General features: G+C 41.2%; 18 protein-coding genes. 9 read left to right on the forward strand and 9 right to left on the reverse strand.

Features of this window, described 5'->3' with window-relative positions; genetic code table 11:
- Position 1: 1 nt before the first annotated feature.
- Positions 2–925 carry an N-acetylmuramoyl-L-alanine amidase family protein gene (locus ACFQZX_RS10520; protein ID WP_377114789.1) on the forward strand — a complete coding sequence of 308 codons (924 nt, stop codon included), beginning with the start codon at positions 2–4 and terminating at the stop codon, positions 923–925.
- A 19-nt stretch (positions 926–944) separates the two neighbouring features.
- Positions 945–1,889, forward strand: coding sequence for an MlaD family protein (locus tag ACFQZX_RS10525; RefSeq protein ID WP_377114792.1), 945 nt, complete (start codon positions 945–947; stop codon positions 1,887–1,889).
- A gap of 147 nt (positions 1,890–2,036) precedes the next feature.
- Here the strand turns inward: ACFQZX_RS10525 and ACFQZX_RS10530 are convergent, their stop codons facing one another.
- The 4 genes from ACFQZX_RS10530 to ACFQZX_RS10545 form a co-directional block, all read right to left on the reverse strand.
- Entirely contained in the window at positions 2,037–2,954 is a 918-nt protein-coding gene (locus ACFQZX_RS10530; RefSeq protein WP_377114795.1) for a ribonuclease Z, read from the reverse strand.
- 19 nt (positions 2,955–2,973) lie between these two features.
- Positions 2,974–3,351, reverse strand: a complete 378-nt coding sequence (locus tag ACFQZX_RS10535) for an STAS domain-containing protein (RefSeq protein WP_377114797.1) — start codon at positions 3,349–3,351, stop codon at positions 2,974–2,976.
- A 52-nt stretch (positions 3,352–3,403) separates the two neighbouring features.
- Positions 3,404–4,348: a phosphoribosylaminoimidazolesuccinocarboxamide synthase gene (locus tag ACFQZX_RS10540; protein ID WP_377114800.1), complete on the reverse strand. Its 945-nt coding sequence runs from the start codon at positions 4,346–4,348 to the stop codon at positions 3,404–3,406.
- A 106-nt stretch (positions 4,349–4,454) separates the two neighbouring features.
- Entirely contained in the window at positions 4,455–5,417 is a 963-nt protein-coding gene (locus ACFQZX_RS10545) for a PhoH family protein (protein WP_377114802.1), read from the reverse strand.
- A gap of 102 nt (positions 5,418–5,519) precedes the next feature.
- On the opposite strand from ACFQZX_RS10545, the gene ACFQZX_RS10550 reads away from it, so the two are divergent.
- The 4 genes from ACFQZX_RS10550 to ACFQZX_RS10565 all read left to right on the forward strand — a co-directional run bounded on the left by ACFQZX_RS10550 (position 5,520) and on the right by ACFQZX_RS10565 (position 10,205).
- Entirely contained in the window at positions 5,520–6,296 is a 777-nt protein-coding gene (locus tag ACFQZX_RS10550) for an SAM hydrolase/SAM-dependent halogenase family protein (RefSeq protein WP_377114805.1), read from the forward strand.
- Between the two features lie 117 nt (positions 6,297–6,413).
- Positions 6,414–6,842, forward strand: a complete 429-nt coding sequence (locus tag ACFQZX_RS10555; RefSeq protein WP_377114807.1) for a hypothetical protein — start codon at positions 6,414–6,416, stop codon at positions 6,840–6,842.
- A gap of 31 nt (positions 6,843–6,873) precedes the next feature.
- On the forward strand, positions 6,874–8,700 hold the full coding sequence (locus ACFQZX_RS10560; protein WP_377114809.1) for an ABC transporter ATP-binding protein: 1,827 nt from the start codon (positions 6,874–6,876) through the stop codon (positions 8,698–8,700).
- Positions 8,701–8,807: 107 nt separating this feature from the next.
- Positions 8,808–10,205 (forward strand): MBL fold metallo-hydrolase, encoded by a 1,398-nt coding sequence (locus ACFQZX_RS10565; RefSeq protein WP_377114812.1) that lies wholly within the window; start codon positions 8,808–8,810, stop codon positions 10,203–10,205.
- A 3-nt stretch (positions 10,206–10,208) separates the two neighbouring features.
- On the opposite strand, the gene ACFQZX_RS10570 is transcribed toward ACFQZX_RS10565, so the two are convergent.
- Entirely contained in the window at positions 10,209–10,772 is a 564-nt protein-coding gene (locus ACFQZX_RS10570; protein WP_377114814.1) for a hypothetical protein, read from the reverse strand.
- A gap of 355 nt (positions 10,773–11,127) precedes the next feature.
- Here ACFQZX_RS10570 and ACFQZX_RS10575 point away from each other — a divergent pair, with 355 nt between their 5' ends.
- From ACFQZX_RS10575 to ACFQZX_RS10585, 3 genes are read left to right on the forward strand one after another with little or no spacing between them, the layout of a single operon-like run.
- A complete protein-coding gene (locus ACFQZX_RS10575; RefSeq protein WP_377114816.1) occupies positions 11,128–12,909 on the forward strand; it encodes a carbamoyltransferase family protein in 1,782 nt (593 codons plus the stop codon).
- The gene (locus ACFQZX_RS10580; protein ID WP_377114819.1) at positions 12,854–13,822 is read left to right on the forward strand and encodes a glycosyltransferase; all 969 of its coding nucleotides are present in this window, start codon (positions 12,854–12,856) and stop codon (positions 13,820–13,822) included. Before ACFQZX_RS10575 ends, ACFQZX_RS10580 begins: the two co-directional genes overlap by 56 nt.
- A 6-nt stretch (positions 13,823–13,828) precedes the next feature.
- Positions 13,829–14,821, forward strand: coding sequence for a glycosyltransferase family 9 protein (locus ACFQZX_RS10585; protein ID WP_377114821.1), 993 nt, complete (start codon positions 13,829–13,831; stop codon positions 14,819–14,821).
- Here the strand turns inward: ACFQZX_RS10585 and ACFQZX_RS10590 are convergent.
- The 4 genes from ACFQZX_RS10590 to ACFQZX_RS10605 are packed head-to-tail and all read right to left on the reverse strand — an operon-like array spanning position 14,748 to position 18,688.
- On the reverse strand, positions 14,748–15,878 hold the full coding sequence (locus ACFQZX_RS10590; protein ID WP_377114823.1) for a glycosyltransferase family 9 protein: 1,131 nt from the start codon (positions 15,876–15,878) through the stop codon (positions 14,748–14,750). The two genes, ACFQZX_RS10585 and ACFQZX_RS10590, sit on opposite strands and share 74 nt — an antisense overlap.
- Positions 15,859–16,440: a D-glycero-alpha-D-manno-heptose-1,7-bisphosphate 7-phosphatase gene (locus ACFQZX_RS10595; protein ID WP_377114825.1), complete on the reverse strand. Its 582-nt coding sequence runs from the start codon at positions 16,438–16,440 to the stop codon at positions 15,859–15,861. The genes ACFQZX_RS10590 and ACFQZX_RS10595 overlap by 20 nt, the downstream gene beginning before the upstream one ends.
- A complete protein-coding gene (locus ACFQZX_RS10600) occupies positions 16,440–17,714 on the reverse strand; it encodes a glycosyltransferase family 4 protein (protein ID WP_377114827.1) in 1,275 nt (424 codons plus the stop codon). Before ACFQZX_RS10600 ends, ACFQZX_RS10595 begins: the two co-directional genes overlap by 1 nt.
- Positions 17,711–18,688, reverse strand: coding sequence for a glycosyltransferase family 4 protein (locus ACFQZX_RS10605; protein WP_377114830.1), 978 nt, complete (start codon positions 18,686–18,688; stop codon positions 17,711–17,713). The genes ACFQZX_RS10600 and ACFQZX_RS10605 overlap by 4 nt, the downstream gene beginning before the upstream one ends.
- Positions 18,689–18,952: the final 264 nt, after the last annotated feature.

Here is an 18,952-nt window from a genome sequence, read left to right on the forward strand (position 1 = left end):
AATGAAAAATAAACTATTGAACAGGTTGAAAAGAGCGATTTGTGGCGTTGGTGCATTAACAATCTGCTTTTCATTATTTTCCTTTACATCTAAAGATCTGGTTAAAAAAGATACGGTTGTAAACAACAACTTTAAACTTCGTACGGTGATAATTGATCCCGGTCATGGGGCAAAACCCGATAATGCGCCACCCGGGCATTACTCACGCGGCGCCGACGGTTCTTTTTCCAACGAAAGAAGTGTAACGCTGGCAATAGCATTAAAATTGCAGCAGGCAATTGAAAAAGATTTACCAGGTGTTAAAGCTGTTTTAACCCGCTCGACTGAAGAAGATGTTTCTTTTGAACGGCGTGCTCAAATAGCCAATGAAAACAAAGGCAACCTTTTCATTTCTATACACTGCAACTCTCTCGCAGACAGATTTGTCCGACAAAAAGTGGGTACCCGTCGTGGTAGAGCTATATATCGTTCTGTACGTGTGCCTGATAGGTCTGGCCGTGGTGCGTTGATGCTGGTATATGGTTTACATCGGTCCCGGGAAGAACAAAATGCTATTAAAAATAATCAATTAGAAGATGATTCTGACTTAAATGGTGATGGATTAGACCCCAACGATCCAACAGTTATTATACTTACTGATGCCTATATGCGAAAATTCCGCAAGCAAAGTGTAAATATTGCAAACTTAATTAACGATGAGATTGTTGGAACAGACGGTAGACGCAGCGAAGGCTTAAGAGAACAGGGAATTTATGTACTTTGCCATAGTGCAATGCCATCTGTACTTGTAGAGACAGGCTATATCAATAACCCCAACGATGAGGAGTACCTTAACTCAGAAAACGGGCAAACAGAGATAGTTAACTCAATTGTACGGGCTATAACAAAATATAAGGCTCAATTTGAGCAAGTAGCGGCTAAATAAAATCAAATAACATCAACCTATGAAAATATCGAACGAAACAAAAATTGGTGCACTTACGGCTGTAGCCATTACCATACTAATATTAGGATACAGTTTTTTAAAGGGCAACGACGTTTTTTCGGGTTCAAATAAATTTTATGCAGTGTATCGTAGCGTTGAAGGCTTAACTATATCAAAGCCGGTTTTAGTAAATGGTTTCCAAATAGGGCGCGTATCTAAAATGGAGCTTCACCAGGATGGCCGCACCACTGTAGAGTTTAAGATAGATAAAAAATATAATGTTCCGGACAATACATTAGCTAAACTGCAAAGTACCGACCTGCTTGGCGGTAAAGCTATTGTTTTTGAGTTAGGCAACAGCCCAAGGCCTGCCGAAGACCAGGATACCCTACGTGCAGACATACAAGGAAGCCTGGCAGAAAGCCTGCAACCGATACAAAAGAAAGCCGAAGTTTTAATAGCGAAGGTTGATTCGGCACTTAGCTCCATTAACCAGATCATGAACCCAAGGTTTCAAAAGAATGTTGACCGTAGTTTTGCCAGCATAGCCAATTCGTTGCAGACGCTTGAGGGGACGACCAAAAAGATTGATGCTATTGTAGGAGCTCAAACCAGCCATATTAACGGCATCATGACAAATGCCGAAGCTGTGTCGGCTAACTTAAAAACAAGCACCGTAAGATTAAATGGTATCTCAGCAAATTTTGAGCGCTTTAGCAATGATATTGCTAATTCTAACGTAAAAGGCACGCTGGATAACGTAAATAAAGCAACATCTGATCTGCAGGCTACTATGTCAAAAATCAATAGTAACCAGGGCTCGTTAGGATTGTTAATGAACGATACTAAAATGTATGACAACCTTAACTCAGCATCTGCCAATTTAAATAATCTGTTTATTGACATCAAGGCCCATCCAAGCCGCTATGTCCACTTCTCAGTATTTGGAAAAAAGGGAGATTGATTTGAAGGGTTGACAGTAATTGGGCTGTGAGTGCTAGTGGTGAATCGTGAGTAGTGAATTATAAGCAAGCGATAAAGATCATTAACTATTCACTATAAGTTATTACAGTCGCTTTATTAATCATTAACTATTGCCACTCTTACGCTATCATTCTGATATTACAAAAGTTCGCCCTTCTATTGCCAGCTCTGTTTTGGGAAAAATGCTTTGTGCTTCTTCAAGCAACTCAATTAAAGTTTTGTAGCGCGCAGAAAAATGACCGATAACTAATTTATCTGCCCCTGTAGCCAAAGCAACATTTGCCGCCTGTAAAGCTGTGGTATGGTGTGTTTGATTTGCCCTATCAAGCATATCATGCATAAACGTAGCTTCATGATATAACAATGATGCTTTACCTATTTGTTTAAAATAACTTTCGTTATACTTGGTATCAGATACGTATGCGTAAGATTTTGGATCGGCCGGAGACGTTGTTAAAGTATCATTTTTATATACTGTGCCATCAGCTGATGTATAGTCATGTCCTTTTTTTATAGCACTATAATACGGTACAGGTATCTGTAACTCTTCTATCCGCTCTTTTATCAGCTTTCGCAGACGTTTTTTTTGCTTAATTAAAAACCCAGTGCAGGATATACGATGATCAAGCGGTATGCTTTCTACACACATATCCTGGTTTTCAAATATCAGTTCTTTCTGTGCAGCATTGGTAAATATATACTCAAGAGGGTAATTAAGTGTTGTTTCAGAATACTTTAATTGTATCTCAATGATCTCTTTTAATGGGGCCGGCCCAAAAATTTTCATCACTTTCTTACGGCCGTTAAGGTGCATGGACGATAGCAAACCTACCAACCCAAGATAATGGTCGCCGTGTAAGTGGCTGATAAAAATGTGATCTATGCGGCTTGCCTTTATATCAAAGCGCAGCATTTGCTGTTGCGTACCCTCAGCGCAGTCAATCAGATAAAGCTTATCATTAACATTAACTACCTGTGCAGTTGGGTTACGGTTAAAAATGGGGGTTGCAGAGCTGCTGCCCAGTATAGTTACTTCGAATTTCATACCGGGATAACAGGCTGATCTATTTAACTTCTTTCTTCAATTCTTTCTCAATCTCTTCCATAAAGATCAGATCGATAGCTTCTTCGCAGGTTGGTACAATAGAAAGTACGCTTTCTAACTGTGATATGGTAACCAGGCGGGCCACAGCATCATTTAAGCCGCAAAGTATAAATAAACCTGATGAGTTTTTACACAGCCTGTGCCCTACTAATAAACTGCTTAAGCCTGATGAATCAGCAAATTTAACCTGTGAAAGATCAAGGATAATATTGCGCTGGCCTTCGGTATTTATTAATATAAGTTCGGATTTTAATTGAGGAGTAACCAGTGAATTTAGCTTAGACTCATTCAGCTTAACCAATATATATTTTTCGTGCTTATCAACCGTAAATTTCATTTGTGTTCAATTTAAAGCTAAGGTATAATAAATTTATTTTTAAATAAAAAAATTACAGTGTTTCAAGCGCCTTATTAATGGCCATTTCAACCCTGTCAACAACATTTTCCTGTTCTGTTTTAACAAACTGTTCACCTGTAATTTTTTCGTACAGTTCTATGTATCTTTCAGATATCGAATCAACAATCTCTGTACTCATTTCTGGTATCTGCTGGCCATCTTTACCCTGAAATCCGTTCTCGATCAACCATCTTCTAACAAATTCCTTTGAGAGTTGTTTTTGTGGCTCTCCGTTGGCTTGTCTTTCGGCATAACCTTCCGCATAAAAATAGCGCGAAGAATCTGGCGTATGTATTTCGTCAATCAGGTAAATGATATCACTAATCTTACCAAATTCGTATTTGGTATCCACCAGTATTAAACCCTGGTCAGCAGCTATTTCCGTACCCCTTTTAAATAACAGCCTGGTGTATCTCTCAAGCTGAACATAATCTGCTTCGCTTACAATGCCACGTTTCAGGATCTCTTCACGTGAAATATCTTCGTCGTGCCCAATAGCTGCTTTAGTAGTAGGAGTGATAATAGGCTCAGGTAACTTATCGTTTTCCTTTAAACCCTCAGGCAATGTAACACCGCAAACCTGCCTTTTACCAGCAGCATACTCGCGTGCTGCATGGCCTGCCAGGTATCCTCGTATTACCATTTCTACTTTGAAGGGTTCGCAGATTCGGCCAATGGTAACAGTGGGATCAGGGACGGTGACTACCCAATTCGGTACTATATCTGAAGTTGCCTGTAAAAATTTAGCAGCTATTTGGTTAAGTACCTGCCCCTTGTAAGGTATCGGCTCAGGTAATACCACATCAAAGGCCGAAATACGATCGGTAACCACCATGGCCAGGTACTCATTATTGATGGTATAAACATCGCGCACCTTGCCTTTATAAAAACCGGTTTGCCCTTTAAACTCGAAATGTGTTTCTTTAATTGCGTTCATTTTTGTAGAAGTAATTAGTATCAAGTAGCAAGTAATTGCTTTATGTTAATTCAAATAAAAAAGAAAGGCACCTTTATACTTGATACTAACTACTTGATACTTATTTCTATTGTATATCTCCGTAAGCTTCCAGTATACGTTTCACCAGTTTATGGCGCACAACATCCTCTCCGCTAAGGTAAACAATGTCAATTCCTTTAATATCTGTTAATATACGCAAAGCGGTATATAAGCCCGATTGCTGTTTTTTAGGTAAGTCTATCTGTGTTACGTCGCCGGTAACAATAAATTTAGCCGATGGCCCCATACGCGTCAGGAACATTTTTAACTGCATGTCTGTAGCGTTTTGGGCTTCGTCTAATATCACAAAGCAGTTATCAAGCGTGCGGCCGCGCATAAAAGCCAATGGAGCAATTTCAATGGTGCGGTTTTCCAGGTACAGTTTCAGCTTTTCAGCAGGGATCATATCATCCAGCGCATCATAAAGCGGGCGCAGGTAAGGGTCTATTTTTTCCTTTAAATCTCCGGGTAAAAAGCCAAGGTTTTCCCCTGCCTCAACAGCCGGGCGTGTAAGTATGATACGCTTTATCTCCTTATTCTTTAATGCCCTTACCGCTAATGCAACAGCGGTATAAGTTTTACCTGTACCAGCAGGTCCAATAGCAAACATAATATCGTTTTTATTAAGGCTATCTACCATGCGGCGCTGATTTGGCGTACGCGCCTTAACCATTATGCCATTAGGGCCAAAAACAATAACCTCGCTGCTTGCAAATTTATCTGTACTGCCATCTTTAGCGTTTGCGTCTGCAGAAGGTTTTGCGCCAAGTATGCGCTCCACATCATTGGCGTTAAGGCTCTCGTATTTTTCTACATGCTGTACAAGCGTACTAAATTTTTCGTTAAAAATATTCAGTTCATTTTCATCACCCAGCACTTTTACTTCGCTGCCGCGTGCAACTATTTTAAGCTTAGGATATTGCTTTTTTATGATCTCGAAATGATCGTTATTGGGGCCCCACAATACTGCAGGGTTTATTTGTTCAATTGATAACTTTAGCTCGTTCAATACTAATTGATTTTTGTTCGATTGCAGAATTTTATGAATTAAAATTGAATATTTGCACCTTCAAATGCTTTACAAGATTAGCAATAAATATTTACAAAATTAATGGCAATTATAACTTTAACTACTGACCTGGGCGATAAAGATATTTATCAGGCTGCCCTTAAAGGTAGTATTTATAAGTTGCTGCCAACGGTTACTGTTGTAGATATTACTAACAATGTTGCAGCCTTTAATATTCAGCAGGCAGCGTTTATTTTGAAAAATAGTTTTCACTACTTTCCGGATAACACTGTTCATCTTATCGGGATAGATACCGTATACAGCAATTACACCCGGTACCTGGCTATCAGGTATAAAAACCATTATTTTGTTGGGGCAGATAACGGCATCTTTTCGCTGATGTTTGAGCAGGAACCTGATGCGGTGGTGGAAATTAACATTATGCAGGACCTTAAATTCCTTCATTTTCCGTTGGCAGATATTTTTGTGAAGGCTGCCTGCCACCTTGCAAACGGTGGTACACTGGCGGATATCGGCCTGCCCGTTGCCGGAGTTGAGAACAAAATGAACCTGCAACCTGTTATAGAAAAAAGCCTTATTAAAGGGGTGGTTATCTATATCGATTCGTTTCAAAATGTGATTACTAACATTACCAAAGAGTTTTTTAACCGGGTGCAGCAGGGCCGCAGGTTTGTACTTTACTTCAAACGTAACGAAACCATCAATCACCTTAGCTGGCATTATAACGAAGTACCCGAAGGTGAAAAGCTTTGCCTTTTCGGTATAAGTGATCACCTGGAAATTGCTATCAACAAAGGCAATGCAAGCGGCTTGCTGGGCCTCAACCTTGGCGATAGCGTAATTATCGATTTTCAATAATAAGTCATGAAGTATTTGTTACTAACCTGTTTATTATTTTTAACTACTTATTGTGCTCTTTGTCAACCAAACGTCGATTCAATTGCCTTTACCAGACAGCGCAATAAAATTAACGCAATGCTTGCTGAACGGCGCAGCAAGTTTGGTCAGTACGATACCAGCTTAACTCAACGGAGTGGTATTTTTGGCATGCAAACCAAAGGTGATATCCGCCGCTCGAATGAAATTTTAATGGACATTGCCGCTACAGATGATGAGATATTTATTGAGCTTAAAAAGTTATTTGATTACCGTACTAATCAATTGAATTACCGCAGGTTTCAACAAAAGCAATCTGACAGTACCCTTAAAGAGCTTGAAAAAAGCCGTAATGCTTTTATGCAAACCATAACCAGGCTACAAAATAAAAATGAAAGCCTGCAGGTACAGCTTATCAATCAAAAAGCTGATCACAAAAAGTGGCAGGGTGTGCTGATAGCTATAATAGTTCTCATGCTTGCGTCAATTTTACTGCTATTACTCTCAAGAAAAAAAAGAAAGGCGTAATTTAGCGGCTTTGCGTATATTAAAACATTAGATGGCACGAGGACGATTGAATAGTGGCAGCAAGGCCGAAGCCGAATTACCCAAGGCTAAATTAAATCTGGATAACTTAAAGCGGATTTCAAAACTTATCTCCTATTTAAAACCTTACCGGGGCAAGTTTATCGCTGGGTTGATATTTCTCTTTTTATCAAGTTTAACAGGGCTGGCTTTTCCTTCGCTCCTGGGCGCGTTGATAGATGCTGCACAGGGTAAACAAAAATACACTTTCTTACCGCCTACTATTAATGCTATCGGCGCACTTGCTTTTGCCATTTTGTTTGTACAGGCGTTTGTATCCTTTTTCAGGGTAGTATGGTTTGTACAGGTGGCCGAGAAGGCTTTGGCAGATATCCGAAGAGATACTTATTTCAAACTGGTAACCCTACCTATGAACTTCTTCGCCAATCGCCGCGTTGGTGAACTGAACAGCCGTATTTCTGCCGATCTTTCGCAGATACAGGATACCATGACTACCACCTTTGCCGAAATAATAAGGCAGTTGGTTTTGCTTGTGGGTGGGATAACTTTACTGGTCATCGTATCATTCAAACTAACGCTGGCCTTACTGGTGATGCTGCCGGTGTTGATAGTTATCGCGGTATTCTTCGGACGTTTCATCCGTAATTTATCACGCCAGGCGCAGGATAAGCTGGCAGAATCCAACACCATCATAGAAGAAACATTACAAGGTATAGCTAACGTAAAAGCTTTCGTTAACGAAGCTTTTGAAGCCGGCCGGTATAACAAAAACCTGCGTGAAGTTGTGAAGATTGCTGTAAAAGGGGCTGTTTTCCGCGGAATATTCGCCTCTTTTATTGTATTTTGTCTTTTTGGTGCTATTGTAGGTGTTATATGGTATGGCTCGATACTGGTACACCATCACGAGCTTTCGATAGGTAGCTTAACTACTTTTATCCTATACTCCATTTTTGTAGGTGCAGCCATGGGCAGCTTCCCTGAGTTGTACGCGAACATGCAAAAAGCTGTAGGCGCGAGCGAACGTGTTTTGGAGATATTAGATGAAAAGGGCGAAGATGTTTCTATTAACGTTGAAGATAATGCCATTAAGCAAAAAATTACAGGTAATCTTGAATTTAATAATGTAGAGTTTGCCTATCCATCAAGGCCGGAAATCACCGTACTTAAGGATGTGTCTTTCACAGCCAACGCCGGTCAAAAGGTGGCTATAGTGGGCCCAAGCGGTTCGGGCAAATCAACCATGGCAGCATTGATATTGCAATTTTACCATCCGCAAAACGGCATCATAAAGTTTGATGGAAAAGATGCTGATCGCTATGCGTTGACAGACATCCGTAACCAGGTAGCTATAGTACCTCAGGATGTACTACTGTTTGGTGGTACTATTGCCGAAAACATTGCCTACGGCAAACTTGATGCTACTAAAGAAGAAATTATTGCAGCAGCAAAAAAAGCCAATGCAGATAGCTTTATAAACGGTTTCCCTGAGGGGTATGATACGGTTGTGGGTGAGCGGGGCGTAAAACTTTCGGGCGGACAAAGGCAGCGTATTGCTATTGCCCGGGCCTTACTTAAAAATCCGGCTATATTGATATTAGACGAAGCTACTTCATCGCTCGATTCGGAATCTGAGCGTTTGGTGCAGGAAGCTTTGGAAGTATTAATGAAAGGCCGTACTTCCATCATCATAGCTCACCGTTTATCCACCATTCGCGAGGCTGACAAGATTATTGTACTTGAAAAAGGCAATATTGTAGAGTGTGGTAACCATCAGGAATTAATTGCCAACGAACAAGGCTTGTACCGTTATCTGAGCCAGTTGCAATATGAAAATGCGTAACAGGCCCATAGCCTATGGTCAATAACCCATAGTGATTAAGGAAAATTTACAAGATAAAATAAAAAGTAATTAATCCATGGACTATAGTCTATGGTCTATCGACTATAATGAAACTAACCATATACGGGGCGGCTCGTCAGGTAACCGGCAGTATGCATTTACTGCAGGTTGGCCAATATAAAATACTTATTGATTGTGGGCTTGATTATGAGAAGGAACATAATATCCACATAAACGAGGATTTCGGTTTCCGCCCGGAAGAGATTGACGTGGTTATACTTACTCATGCCCATATTGACCATTCGGGCAACCTGCCAACCCTTGTACGGATGGGTTTTAACGGGCAGATACTATGTACCCCTCCCACTGCTGATCTGACCGAATTACTATTAATGGACTCGGTAAGTATATTCTTGCAAAAAGCGCAGAAAGGTAACAGGCATCGGCGTAAACATAAACACAGTGCCGGCGGCCCTCAACCTTTATACCTTCAAAAACATGTAATGGATACGGTTGAACGGTTTGTTACTATTGGCTTTAATAAACCCTTTAAAATAACGGGCGACATCGAGCTGACGTTCATCCCTGCAGGGCATTTGCTTGGCGCAGCATCGGTAGTGCTTAAAGTAAACGATGAAGGTACTGAAAAGACTGTTGCTTTTACGGGCGATATAGGCCGAAAAAACTACCCGGTGTTAAACGATCCGCAACCGCTGCCACCTGTTGATTATATAGTATCTGAGGCTACCTATGGGGGCCGTTTCCACACTAAGGACAAAACAGTACAACAAACATTAGAGGAGATTATTGATAAGGTTTGTGTAAAAGAACAAGGGCGACTTATTATCCCTGCATTCAGTATCGGTCGTACACAATCATTGGTATTTGTACTGAATAAAATTTTTAGCAGCGGCGCATTACCGCCTGTTAAAGTATTTGTAGATAGCCCAATGGCCAGCATGGCTACCAGCATTTACCGCAAACATCATAACCAGGTTAACCCCGAGGCACAGGAATTCTATAATACTCAAGGTGATGAATTTGAATTTGATAACCTTACCTATGTAGAAACACTTAAAGATAGCAGGCAGGTATCTAACTATTACGAGCCATGCATCATTATTTCCTCCGCCGGTATGTTAGAAGGTGGCCGCATACAAGACCACCTATTCTATAATATACAAAATTATTACTGCACCATTCTGTTTATCGGCTATTGCGCTAAAGGCACATTAGGCTACAGGTTGTTGCGTGGCGACCCTATTGTCCACATCAAAGACCGCGATTTAGCTGTTTATGCCACCATCAAACAAACCGATGTATTGAGCGCCCACGGCGATCATGAGGACTTGCTGAACAACATCAAAGTTCAGGACCCGGCGAAGCTGCGTGCAGTTTATCTTGTGCATGGCGAAATGAGCAGCATGCAGGAACTTTCTAACTCGCTTGAAACAGGAGGCTACAAGGCTATAATTCCTGAAAAAGGCGTATCTTATGAGCTATAGTAATTACTCACTTTTAAAAGTGTAAGGCAGATCGGTAAATGTACCTGATGTTATATTGGCAATGTCTACTAAAATAACATTGCCTTCAGCGTCGTAGTTGGTTTTCCTGGCAATAAAGTTATAAGTACCTGTTATGGTTTTATTATCAGCATTTACAGATGTTATTACAAGTGTGCCAGAACCGGTTTGAACTGCACCGAATGGTTCAAACACATACTCGCCGGATGTATTTTTAACTTGAGTGTAATAGGTAAAGTTCAAGTTAGTTGAGCCATTAACCTGGTAAGTACCGGCTGTAAAGCCCTGATCATTTGCCGGGCTGCTGTCATAAACTATTGCGTCAATTTTCTTCTGATCTTTTTGGCCTGAAAAATTGAACACCTTTGTTTTGGCAGCAGCATTGTAGGTAATGCCTGCCGATAGGGTATCAGGCACCCAAATTGTACCGCCAATGTAGGCACTTAGTTTATAAGTTGTAGTTTCAGTATCAGTACTTTTATCTTTTTTACATCCGAAGAGTAAAATAAACAGCGGTACAAAAAGCGATAGCAATAGGTTTCTTTTCATTTTTTTATTTTCTGCGCTAAAAGTAAAACGAAAAAACACCTTCCAGCTAAATTTCACATTTTTTAACATTTACTGCTCGATATGGCTTTAAAGGCATTTTGTATAGCTCATGATCAAGTTTAATTTATATGTGTATTTAATAAGAAGCACAAATCAACTACCTCAAACCAGCTTAATTACACTCTTTCACTTACATTGTAATAAGTCCTAAAATTAATCAGTTATTATTTTATTTTTCTTAAAACTATAACATCCACATCATGTTTAAATACTGTTGCGTAAATATTACACTATTTGCCAAATAGTAATACCCTTATCAACATAGTTTATTTACTTACAGTTAACACTAACATTGATGTATACCTTAGGAATTAATGCCGCCTTTCACGACTCTGCGGCTTGTATCGTAAAAGACGGTATTTTACTTGCTGCCACTGAAGAGGAGCGCTTTACGCATTTTAAACATGGTAAACGCCCGGTACCCTTTTCTACATGGGAATTGCCTTTCCATGCTATTGATTATTGCCTAAAGGTTGCAGGGTTACACATCAATGATATCGACAATGTGGCTTATTCTTTTGACCCTTATTTACTGATAGGAGAAAAATACCGTAATCAGCCTACTATTGAAATTCCGTTTGAGGGCGGCCGTTCGCATTTGAATGATGATTTTGGTAACCCTTGGGAATCTTTATTTTTATCATCAATTGTTAACGCTCCCGGCCAACTGCGCGACGGCTGGCCACATCACCTTCAGCAGCGTTTTATAGGCTGTAATATAGGCCGCGAAAAATGGCACTTTGTTGAGCACCACATATCACATGCCGCAAGCGCATTTAACTGTTCCCCTTTTCGCACAGCCGCTGTTATGACGGTTGATGGCCGTGGCGAACAAGCTACTACAACATACAACATTGGACATGGCCAGCAGTTGGACAGGATTGGCCAGGTTAATATGCCGCATTCGTTAGGTTTGTTGTATGAAGATGTTACTACACACCTTGGCTTTTTGCACTCTTCAGACGAATATAAAGTAATGGCCTTAGCTTCTTATGGAAAGCCCGAATTTGTAAATGATTTCCGCGAGATTGTACAAATAGGCAGCAATGGCCAGTACACCATCAACAATCAGAACCTTACCGAGCGCTTTGGACCTAAACGCCTGCGCCACGAAGAATTTACCGCTCATCACTTTAATGTTGCACACTCTTTACAACTGGTACTTGAAGAAGCAATGCTTGAATTAACCGGCTGGCTGCAAAAAGAAACCGGTGAAGAGAACCTATGTCTTGCAGGTGGTGTTGCATTGAACTGCGTTGCCAACGCTCGTATCCGCGATAAAGGGTTCTTTAAAAATATCTGGGTTCAACCGGCATCAGGCGATGATGGTACTGCACTGGGCGCTGCTTTATGGGTAGATGCGCAGGAACGCAAAAACGATGAAAAAACCTTTGTGATGGACCACTGCTACTGGGGACCTCAATACACCGATACAGAAATAGAAAAACAACTGAAACTCTGGAAAGTTCCTTACCGCAAACTGGAGAATATTGCGGAAGAAACCGCTGATATTTTGGCTCAGGACAAAATCATTGGCTGGTACCAGGGGCGTATGGAGTTTGGCCCACGCGCTTTAGGAAGCCGTTCGATACTGGCCTCCCCTATTAACCCTTCAATGCAGGCACGCTTGAATGAGGTTAAAGATCGTGAAGATTTCAGGCCTGTTGCACCTGTCGTTTTGCAGGAAAAAGCATCTGAATGGTTTAATAATGCCGAATACTCCCCTTTTATGTTATTTGTGTATGATGTAAAAGAAGATAAAGCTGATAAGATCCCTGCAGTGCGCCATACAGACGGTACGGCACGTATACAAACTATTAACGAACAGCAGCATAAAGATTATTACGATCTTTTAAAAGCCTTCGAGCGCAAAACAGGGGTACCTGTTTTAGTGAACACATCTTTCAATACGTTAGGTAAACCTATTGTTTGCACACCGCGCGATGCTATTGAATGCTTCTGGTCATCGCCGTTTGATGCTTTGGTTATTGGTTCATTTGTTATTGAGAAGGAAAGAGGAAATGATAACGGTATCTATAGTAATTCCAACTTATCGGCGGCCGAAGCTGTTAATTAATTGTCTTAAGGCGCTGCTGCTGCAAAAATTCGATAAAAGACAATACGAAATAATAGTAGTGAGCGATGGCCCGGATAATGAAACGGCGCAAGTATTTAATGATTGGATGGGCTATGATTATCCGGTAATGCGCTACCTGCCCCTGCCTCAAAAAAAAGGACCGGCAGCAGCACGCAATTACGGCTGGCTAAACGCTCGTGGCAGCATAATAGCTTTTACCGACGATGATTGCCTGCCGGATGCTCATTGGCTGCATGAAATGGTAGCCAACTGCAACCCCGAAGAAGATGTGGCCCTCACTGGTAAAGTAATTGTACCGGTGGGCAAACGCCCTACTGATTATGAGCAGAATACTGCTCACCTGCAAACGGCCGACTTTATTACGGCCAACTGCGCCTGCACCAAAAAAGCGTTGATGAAAGCCGGTGGCTTTGATGAGCAGTTCAGTATGGCCTGGCGCGAAGACAGCGATCTTGAGTTTAAGTTCATAAACAATAAAATACCTATTAAAAAAGTTGAAAGCGCTGTTGTTGTGCACCCGGTTCGCAGCTCCAAATGGGGCGTTAGTGTAAAGGAACAAAAGAAAACCATGTACAATGCACTATTGTATAAAAAGTTTCCGGATTTATACCGCAAAAAAATCAATCAAAAATCGCCTGTGCTATATTATTGCATCATAGCAGCATTTATGATGATGATTATTGGATTGGTGTGCAGACAGCACAGTATAGCATCGGTAGGTTTTGCAGGATGGATTGGACTGACAGGGTACTTTATATTTAAACGCCTTTATAAAACCAGTCTATCATTAAGCCATATTGCTGAGATGATAGTAACTTCATTTATTATTCCTTTTGTATCGGTATACTGGCAATGGTACGGCGCCGTTAAATACCGTGTTTTATTCATTTAAATCCTGATGAAAATTCCATCCGCTGAAGTAAAAAAGATTGCCATATTCAGGGCCCTGCAACTGGGCGATATGCTTTGTGCCATCCCCGCGATAAAGGCGTTAAGGCATGCTTATCCTAACGCTAAAATAACTTTACTTGGGTTACCCTGGGGTAAATCTTTTACGGAAAGATTTAGTGATTATTTTGACGACTTCATTCATTTCCCGGGGTATCCCGGCTTGCCTGAGCAAATATTTAAACCGGCAGATTTTACCCTTTTTTTAGAAAAAGTGCAGCAGGAAAAATTTGATCTTGCTATACAAATGCAGGGTAATGGGTCGGTTATTAACCCTATGGTAGAGCTATTTGGAGCCAGGTACACGGCAGGTTACTCAAAAGAAGGGCATTACGCACCAGATAACGGCTTGTTTATGCCCTACCCGGATTATGGCCATGAAATAGAACGCCATTTACAACTGATGGAGTTTTTAGACATAGAATCGCAGGGCAGCGATCTTGAATATCCGCTTACTACTGCAGATTATGATTCGCTGGATGAACTGAATTTGAAAATAGAACCCAAAAAATATGTATGTGTGCATCCCGGCTCGCGCGGCTCGTGGCGGCAATGGCCTGTAAAATATTTTGCAGCCCTTGCCGATTACTGTTTTGAACAAGGTTACCAGGTAGTAATTACTGGCATTAAGGAAGAGGCCGAGATTGTAAACGATGTAATAAGCCACATGCGGCACGAAGCTATCAATACGGTAGGTAAAACAAGTATGGGAGGAGTCGCTGTTTTAATACAGAATGCAGGCATGCTGATATCTAATTGTACCGGTGTATCGCACATAGCATCTGCGTTTAAAACGCCAAGTATTGTTATAAGTATGGATGGAGAGCCTCAACGGTGGGGGCCGTTAGATACACGTGTCCACCGCACCATTAACTGGCTGGAATCGCCTGACTTTCATTCGGTATTTCGTGAAACTGTTGAGCTGGTAAGCCTCGCAAGCTGATCAGCTCGTTAACTGCATTAACAACATCTGCTGAGGTAGGCAAAGCTGTAGGCTTGCTGTATACCGTTTTATTAACGTGCATAATCACCTCGTTCCTGCTCCGTAAATATGCAGGTACCGGAAACTCCAAAACTCTGTTTGGAATATTCCAGGGCGTATGCTGTGGGTTAGTTTGCGCATATAGCACTACCACAGGTGTCCCTACCGCTGTTGCTATATGTACCGTACCTGTATTTACGGATAACATTACAGGTGCGTGTTTGACCAGGCATATAAATTCCGCAAGAGGAAACAGTCCGCCGGCAGAAAAGCTGCCCTGCCCCACTTCACTTTCCAATTCATCTGTCAGGTGCTTTTCTGCGGTCGATCCTGTTAATATTATCTGAAAGCCTTGTTCAATCAACTGCTTTGCTGCAGCCGCCCATTTTTTTATCGGATAAGTCCGTTTTTTTTCGCTAACACCAGAATGTACAATTAGCCATGGTTTATTAACATCAACACCAATCCCCGTAAGTTTACTTGCAACCGTCATCCATAAGCTATCATCTGCTTCAAGGTGTAAGTCTTCGTTAGATGTTTTAGCACCTACAGATGCCACTAAATCGAGGTCGCGGCGTACCTGATGCTTTATAAAATCATAAGGTTCCTTATCAGGAACCCAATTATTAATCAAATGATAGGGGTTTTCACGGCAGTAAGCCAATACACGTGGTATGCCTGCCAAATAAGCCAGCATTGCTGTAGGCAAAGGATTTTGACTGTAAACCGTAAAAATTACAGCAGCATCAAACTTCTTCTCTTTTAAAACATTTACTATTTGTTGAAACTGCTCATTATCAGGAATATCAGCGGTTTTAACCCAGGGAAGGTCAAAAATTATCGCATCGTCTATTTCGGGAATAAAATTTACAATGCCTTTAGCCATTGAAGATGTAAGTACAGTAATTTTGGCGCCAAACGATTCTTTTAACGCTCGGATAGCCGGCGCGGTCATGATAAGGTCGCCCATGTTATCGGGACGAATACAAAGAATATTTTTACAGTTTTGCCAATTCATGCGCATTTGTATTTAACATTAGCCTGGCTGCTTCATTAATGCTGTTGCAGGTTAACGTAGGTATACGATATGCTCCCTGTACCCACTCGGTTTCGTTGCCGTTATCTATCAATACAGACCTGCATCCGGCCCGGTTACCGGCTTCAACATCATTTAGAATATCTCCAACCATCCATGATTGAGAAAGATCGATATTTAAATCTTTCGCAGCCTTGAGCAACATTCCGGGTTTAGGTTTGCGGCAACTGCAATCTTTATCATAACCTTCAGTTATACCTTCCGGGTGATGCGGGCAATAGTAGAATCCGTATAATTCAAGTCCGTTATCAACGAACAACGCTTTCATTTTCTCGTGAACAGCCAATAATCGGTCTTCAGTAAAATAACCGCGTGCTACGCCCGATTGATTGGATACGACGATATGTTTATAGCCTGCTTCTTGTAAACTTTTTAGACCTTCAACCACGTTGTTTTCTAAAGTGATAAGTTCGGGGTTTACATTGTATGGAATGTCAGGTATAAGTGTGCCGTCTTTATCTAAAAAAACTGCTTTACTTTTCATTACGCTGCCTGTGAACGCTTTTGAACCATTTTGGCAACCGGGGTAAGCTTACGGTAAATATTACTTATCTGTGCTGCAACATTAGCCCAGGTAAACAGCCTGTTAACCCTTTCAATTGCGTTCTCGCTCATTTGTTCTAAAAGCGCTTCGTCGGTTAATAACTCACTTACTTTATTTGCAAGCTCGGTTGGGTTATTAGGGCTTACCAAAACTCCCGTTTCGCCATCTTCAACGCTGTATTTTATACCTCCAACATTTGATCCAACCACTGGTGTGCCGCAGGCCATTGCCTCAAGCGGGGTGATACCAAATGGTTCGTACCATGGGGTAGTAATAAATAAGTCGGACGCCGAGTAATAGTATTTAAGCACATTACGATTTTTGCGCCCCGCAAAGGTAACCCTGTCAACAATACCATGTTTACGCGCTATGTTAAGCAGGCGGGCAAATTCTGGGCAGGTTTCTTCTTCAAGCTCTTCACATTCGCCGCCAACTATCACCAACCGCACACGTTTATTTTTAACATTTACCTGCGATAAAGCCTCTATCACATTATCCACGCCCTTACGCGGCACCATCCGGCCAAGCTGCAGTATAATGCGCTCGTCCTGTGGTAATCCTAAAATACGGCGTGCTGCTTCTTTATCCATCGGGTTAAACTCGCCGGCGCTGAAGCCACAAGGCACAATAGAAATTTTAGATTCGTTGGCTTTGTAATATTTTATCAGATCTTCTTTATCCTGCGGGCACTCTGCAATAATATGATCGGCTTTTTTTACAGCCATTTCTTCAATTGCAAGGCGCTCAACCGGAAATTTATCGGCTTCTGCCTGATGAATACGGCGAACATGCCCAAGTGCATGGAAGGTAACAGCAAATGGTATTCCTAATTCTTCTTTTATACCTATGGCTACCAAGGCCGACATGAAGAAATTAGCATGTACCAATGAGTAGCTTATGCGTTCTTTAAGGATGAATTTCAACATATTCTTTCTGAATTCATCCATGTATTGCAGTAGATCTTCTTTTATAACATTAGCTACAGGCCCGGCTTTGATATGCATTACCCTTACCCCAGGTACCCAATTCACCACATCAGCCAATTTATTATCATCTTTACGGGTGTAAACGTCTACCATATAACCCTGTGCTGCCAAATGCCTGGCTAACTGCGCTACATAAACATTTTGTCCGCCTGTATCAACCCCGCCAAGGTCTGCCAGTGGCGAAGCATGCTCGCTTATCATCGCTATTCTTTTGGTCTGATATTTCATAGTTCTATAGTTTCGGCCGCTGGTTGTGTATTTTTATATATTACTTCATTAAACAGCTGTTCCCAATCATTTGTAAACCGTTTTATGTTGAAGCGTTGCATAGCAACCTTTTTGCCGTTCTCTCCAATTTCGCGGGCCAGTTCAGGCTCTTTGATCAAAAGTTTCATTTTATCTATCAGGTATTCCACATCGGTATGAATAAAGCCTGATACACCATTTTCAATCACTGCCGAAAGCTCAGTAGTTGCCAGGCCAACAACGGGTATACCCATCATCATCGCCTCGCAAATGGCAAGGCCCAGGCTGGTGTATCTTATCGGGTTGAAAAAGAAACGATAATGGCTCTGAAATTCGGGCAATTGCGGATGTAATACCTCGCCAAGCCCAAGGTCGCCTGTCCCCATGCCCACTAAATCAAGCGGTACATGTTTACGCGCCTCCATAAATATATCATAACCCAACAGGCGGCCACGTGCCGGTAAGTTGTTTATCACTACAATTCCTTTGTCGATGTCCCCCTTGTATTCGATGCCTGAATTTGTAACACCATGCTCAATAACACGTGTTGGCGTATTATTGCTATCCCACATCAGGCGGTTAAAATGGGTTACGTGAACAAGTGTTATCTCCGGATCATTCACAGCATGTTTGGTATCTGTAGGGTGCTGGCGGGGCGGATCGTGCTCAATATAAATTCGTGGAAGTTTACGCTGATCTTCAGACAATATCTCATATTGATCAACCAGGTAATTATTGTTGGTTTGAAAAATTATACAATCAAACTCATAATTCTTTACTTCTTCGGCCGGAACTTCTATAACATTATTGCCAAACGGAAAAGTTTCACCCCGTCCGTAATATCCTTCGGTCTTTTCGGGTTTGGTTGGAATGTATATATCGTAATTTCCCTGAGAAAGATAGAACAAGTAACTGCCGTGTATATGCCACGTAAATATGCTGAGTTTGTTTTGCATGAGTAGTTGTTAGGTAAACACTCAGACTGATACCAACAACAAAGCCAAAAGGCCTTTAACTTTTAAATAATTTAGTATCGTTATGGGATTTATAATTTATTGCTGGTTTTCAATACACTTTTTATATTTTTCATAAAAATTTATTTTTTTGGCATTCGTTTAATCGTTCGTTTAAAATAACAATGTGTCCACTTCTCATTACAATGCAGTATCATTTATTTATCTAAACAATAATTAAAGCCATAATACAATGCCAATAAACGT

The organism is Mucilaginibacter litoreus (genome assembly GCF_042676805.1).
GTDB lineage: Bacteria > Bacteroidota > Bacteroidia > Sphingobacteriales > Sphingobacteriaceae > Mucilaginibacter > Mucilaginibacter litoreus.

What these genes read in the sequence shown, in the direction of transcription:
- ACFQZX_RS10555 (WP_377114807.1), top strand. Translation starts at nt 6,414, where the DNA reads ATGCTTGCTGAACGGCGCAGCAAGTTTGGTCAGTACGATACCAGCTTA.
- ACFQZX_RS10530 (WP_377114795.1), bottom strand. Translation starts at nt 2,954, where the DNA reads ATGAAATTCGAAGTAACTATACTGGGCAGCAGCTCTGCAACCCCCATT.
- ACFQZX_RS10585 (WP_377114821.1), top strand. Translation starts at nt 13,829, where the DNA reads ATGAAAATTCCATCCGCTGAAGTAAAAAAGATTGCCATATTCAGGGCC.
- ACFQZX_RS10565 (WP_377114812.1), top strand. Translation starts at nt 8,808, where the DNA reads ATGAAACTAACCATATACGGGGCGGCTCGTCAGGTAACCGGCAGTATG.
- ACFQZX_RS10595 (WP_377114825.1), bottom strand. Translation starts at nt 16,440, where the DNA reads ATGAAAAGTAAAGCAGTTTTTTTAGATAAAGACGGCACACTTATACCT.
- ACFQZX_RS10535 (WP_377114797.1), bottom strand. Translation starts at nt 3,351, where the DNA reads ATGAAATTTACGGTTGATAAGCACGAAAAATATATATTGGTTAAGCTG.
- ACFQZX_RS10605 (WP_377114830.1), bottom strand. Translation starts at nt 18,688, where the DNA reads ATGCAAAACAAACTCAGCATATTTACGTGGCATATACACGGCAGTTAC.
- ACFQZX_RS10560 (WP_377114809.1), top strand. Translation starts at nt 6,874, where the DNA reads ATGGCACGAGGACGATTGAATAGTGGCAGCAAGGCCGAAGCCGAATTA.
- ACFQZX_RS10575 (WP_377114816.1), top strand. Translation starts at nt 11,128, where the DNA reads ATGTATACCTTAGGAATTAATGCCGCCTTTCACGACTCTGCGGCTTGT.
- ACFQZX_RS10580 (WP_377114819.1), top strand. Translation starts at nt 12,854, where the DNA reads ATGATAACGGTATCTATAGTAATTCCAACTTATCGGCGGCCGAAGCTG.
- ACFQZX_RS10520 (WP_377114789.1), top strand. Translation starts at nt 2, where the DNA reads ATGAAAAATAAACTATTGAACAGGTTGAAAAGAGCGATTTGTGGCGTT.
- ACFQZX_RS10590 (WP_377114823.1), bottom strand. Translation starts at nt 15,878, where the DNA reads ATGAATTGGCAAAACTGTAAAAATATTCTTTGTATTCGTCCCGATAAC.
- ACFQZX_RS10540 (WP_377114800.1), bottom strand. Translation starts at nt 4,348, where the DNA reads ATGAACGCAATTAAAGAAACACATTTCGAGTTTAAAGGGCAAACCGGT.
- ACFQZX_RS10525 (WP_377114792.1), top strand. Translation starts at nt 945, where the DNA reads ATGAAAATATCGAACGAAACAAAAATTGGTGCACTTACGGCTGTAGCC.
- ACFQZX_RS10570 (WP_377114814.1), bottom strand. Translation starts at nt 10,772, where the DNA reads ATGAAAAGAAACCTATTGCTATCGCTTTTTGTACCGCTGTTTATTTTA.
- ACFQZX_RS10600 (WP_377114827.1), bottom strand. Translation starts at nt 17,714, where the DNA reads ATGAAATATCAGACCAAAAGAATAGCGATGATAAGCGAGCATGCTTCG.
- ACFQZX_RS10550 (WP_377114805.1), top strand. Translation starts at nt 5,520, where the DNA reads ATGGCAATTATAACTTTAACTACTGACCTGGGCGATAAAGATATTTAT.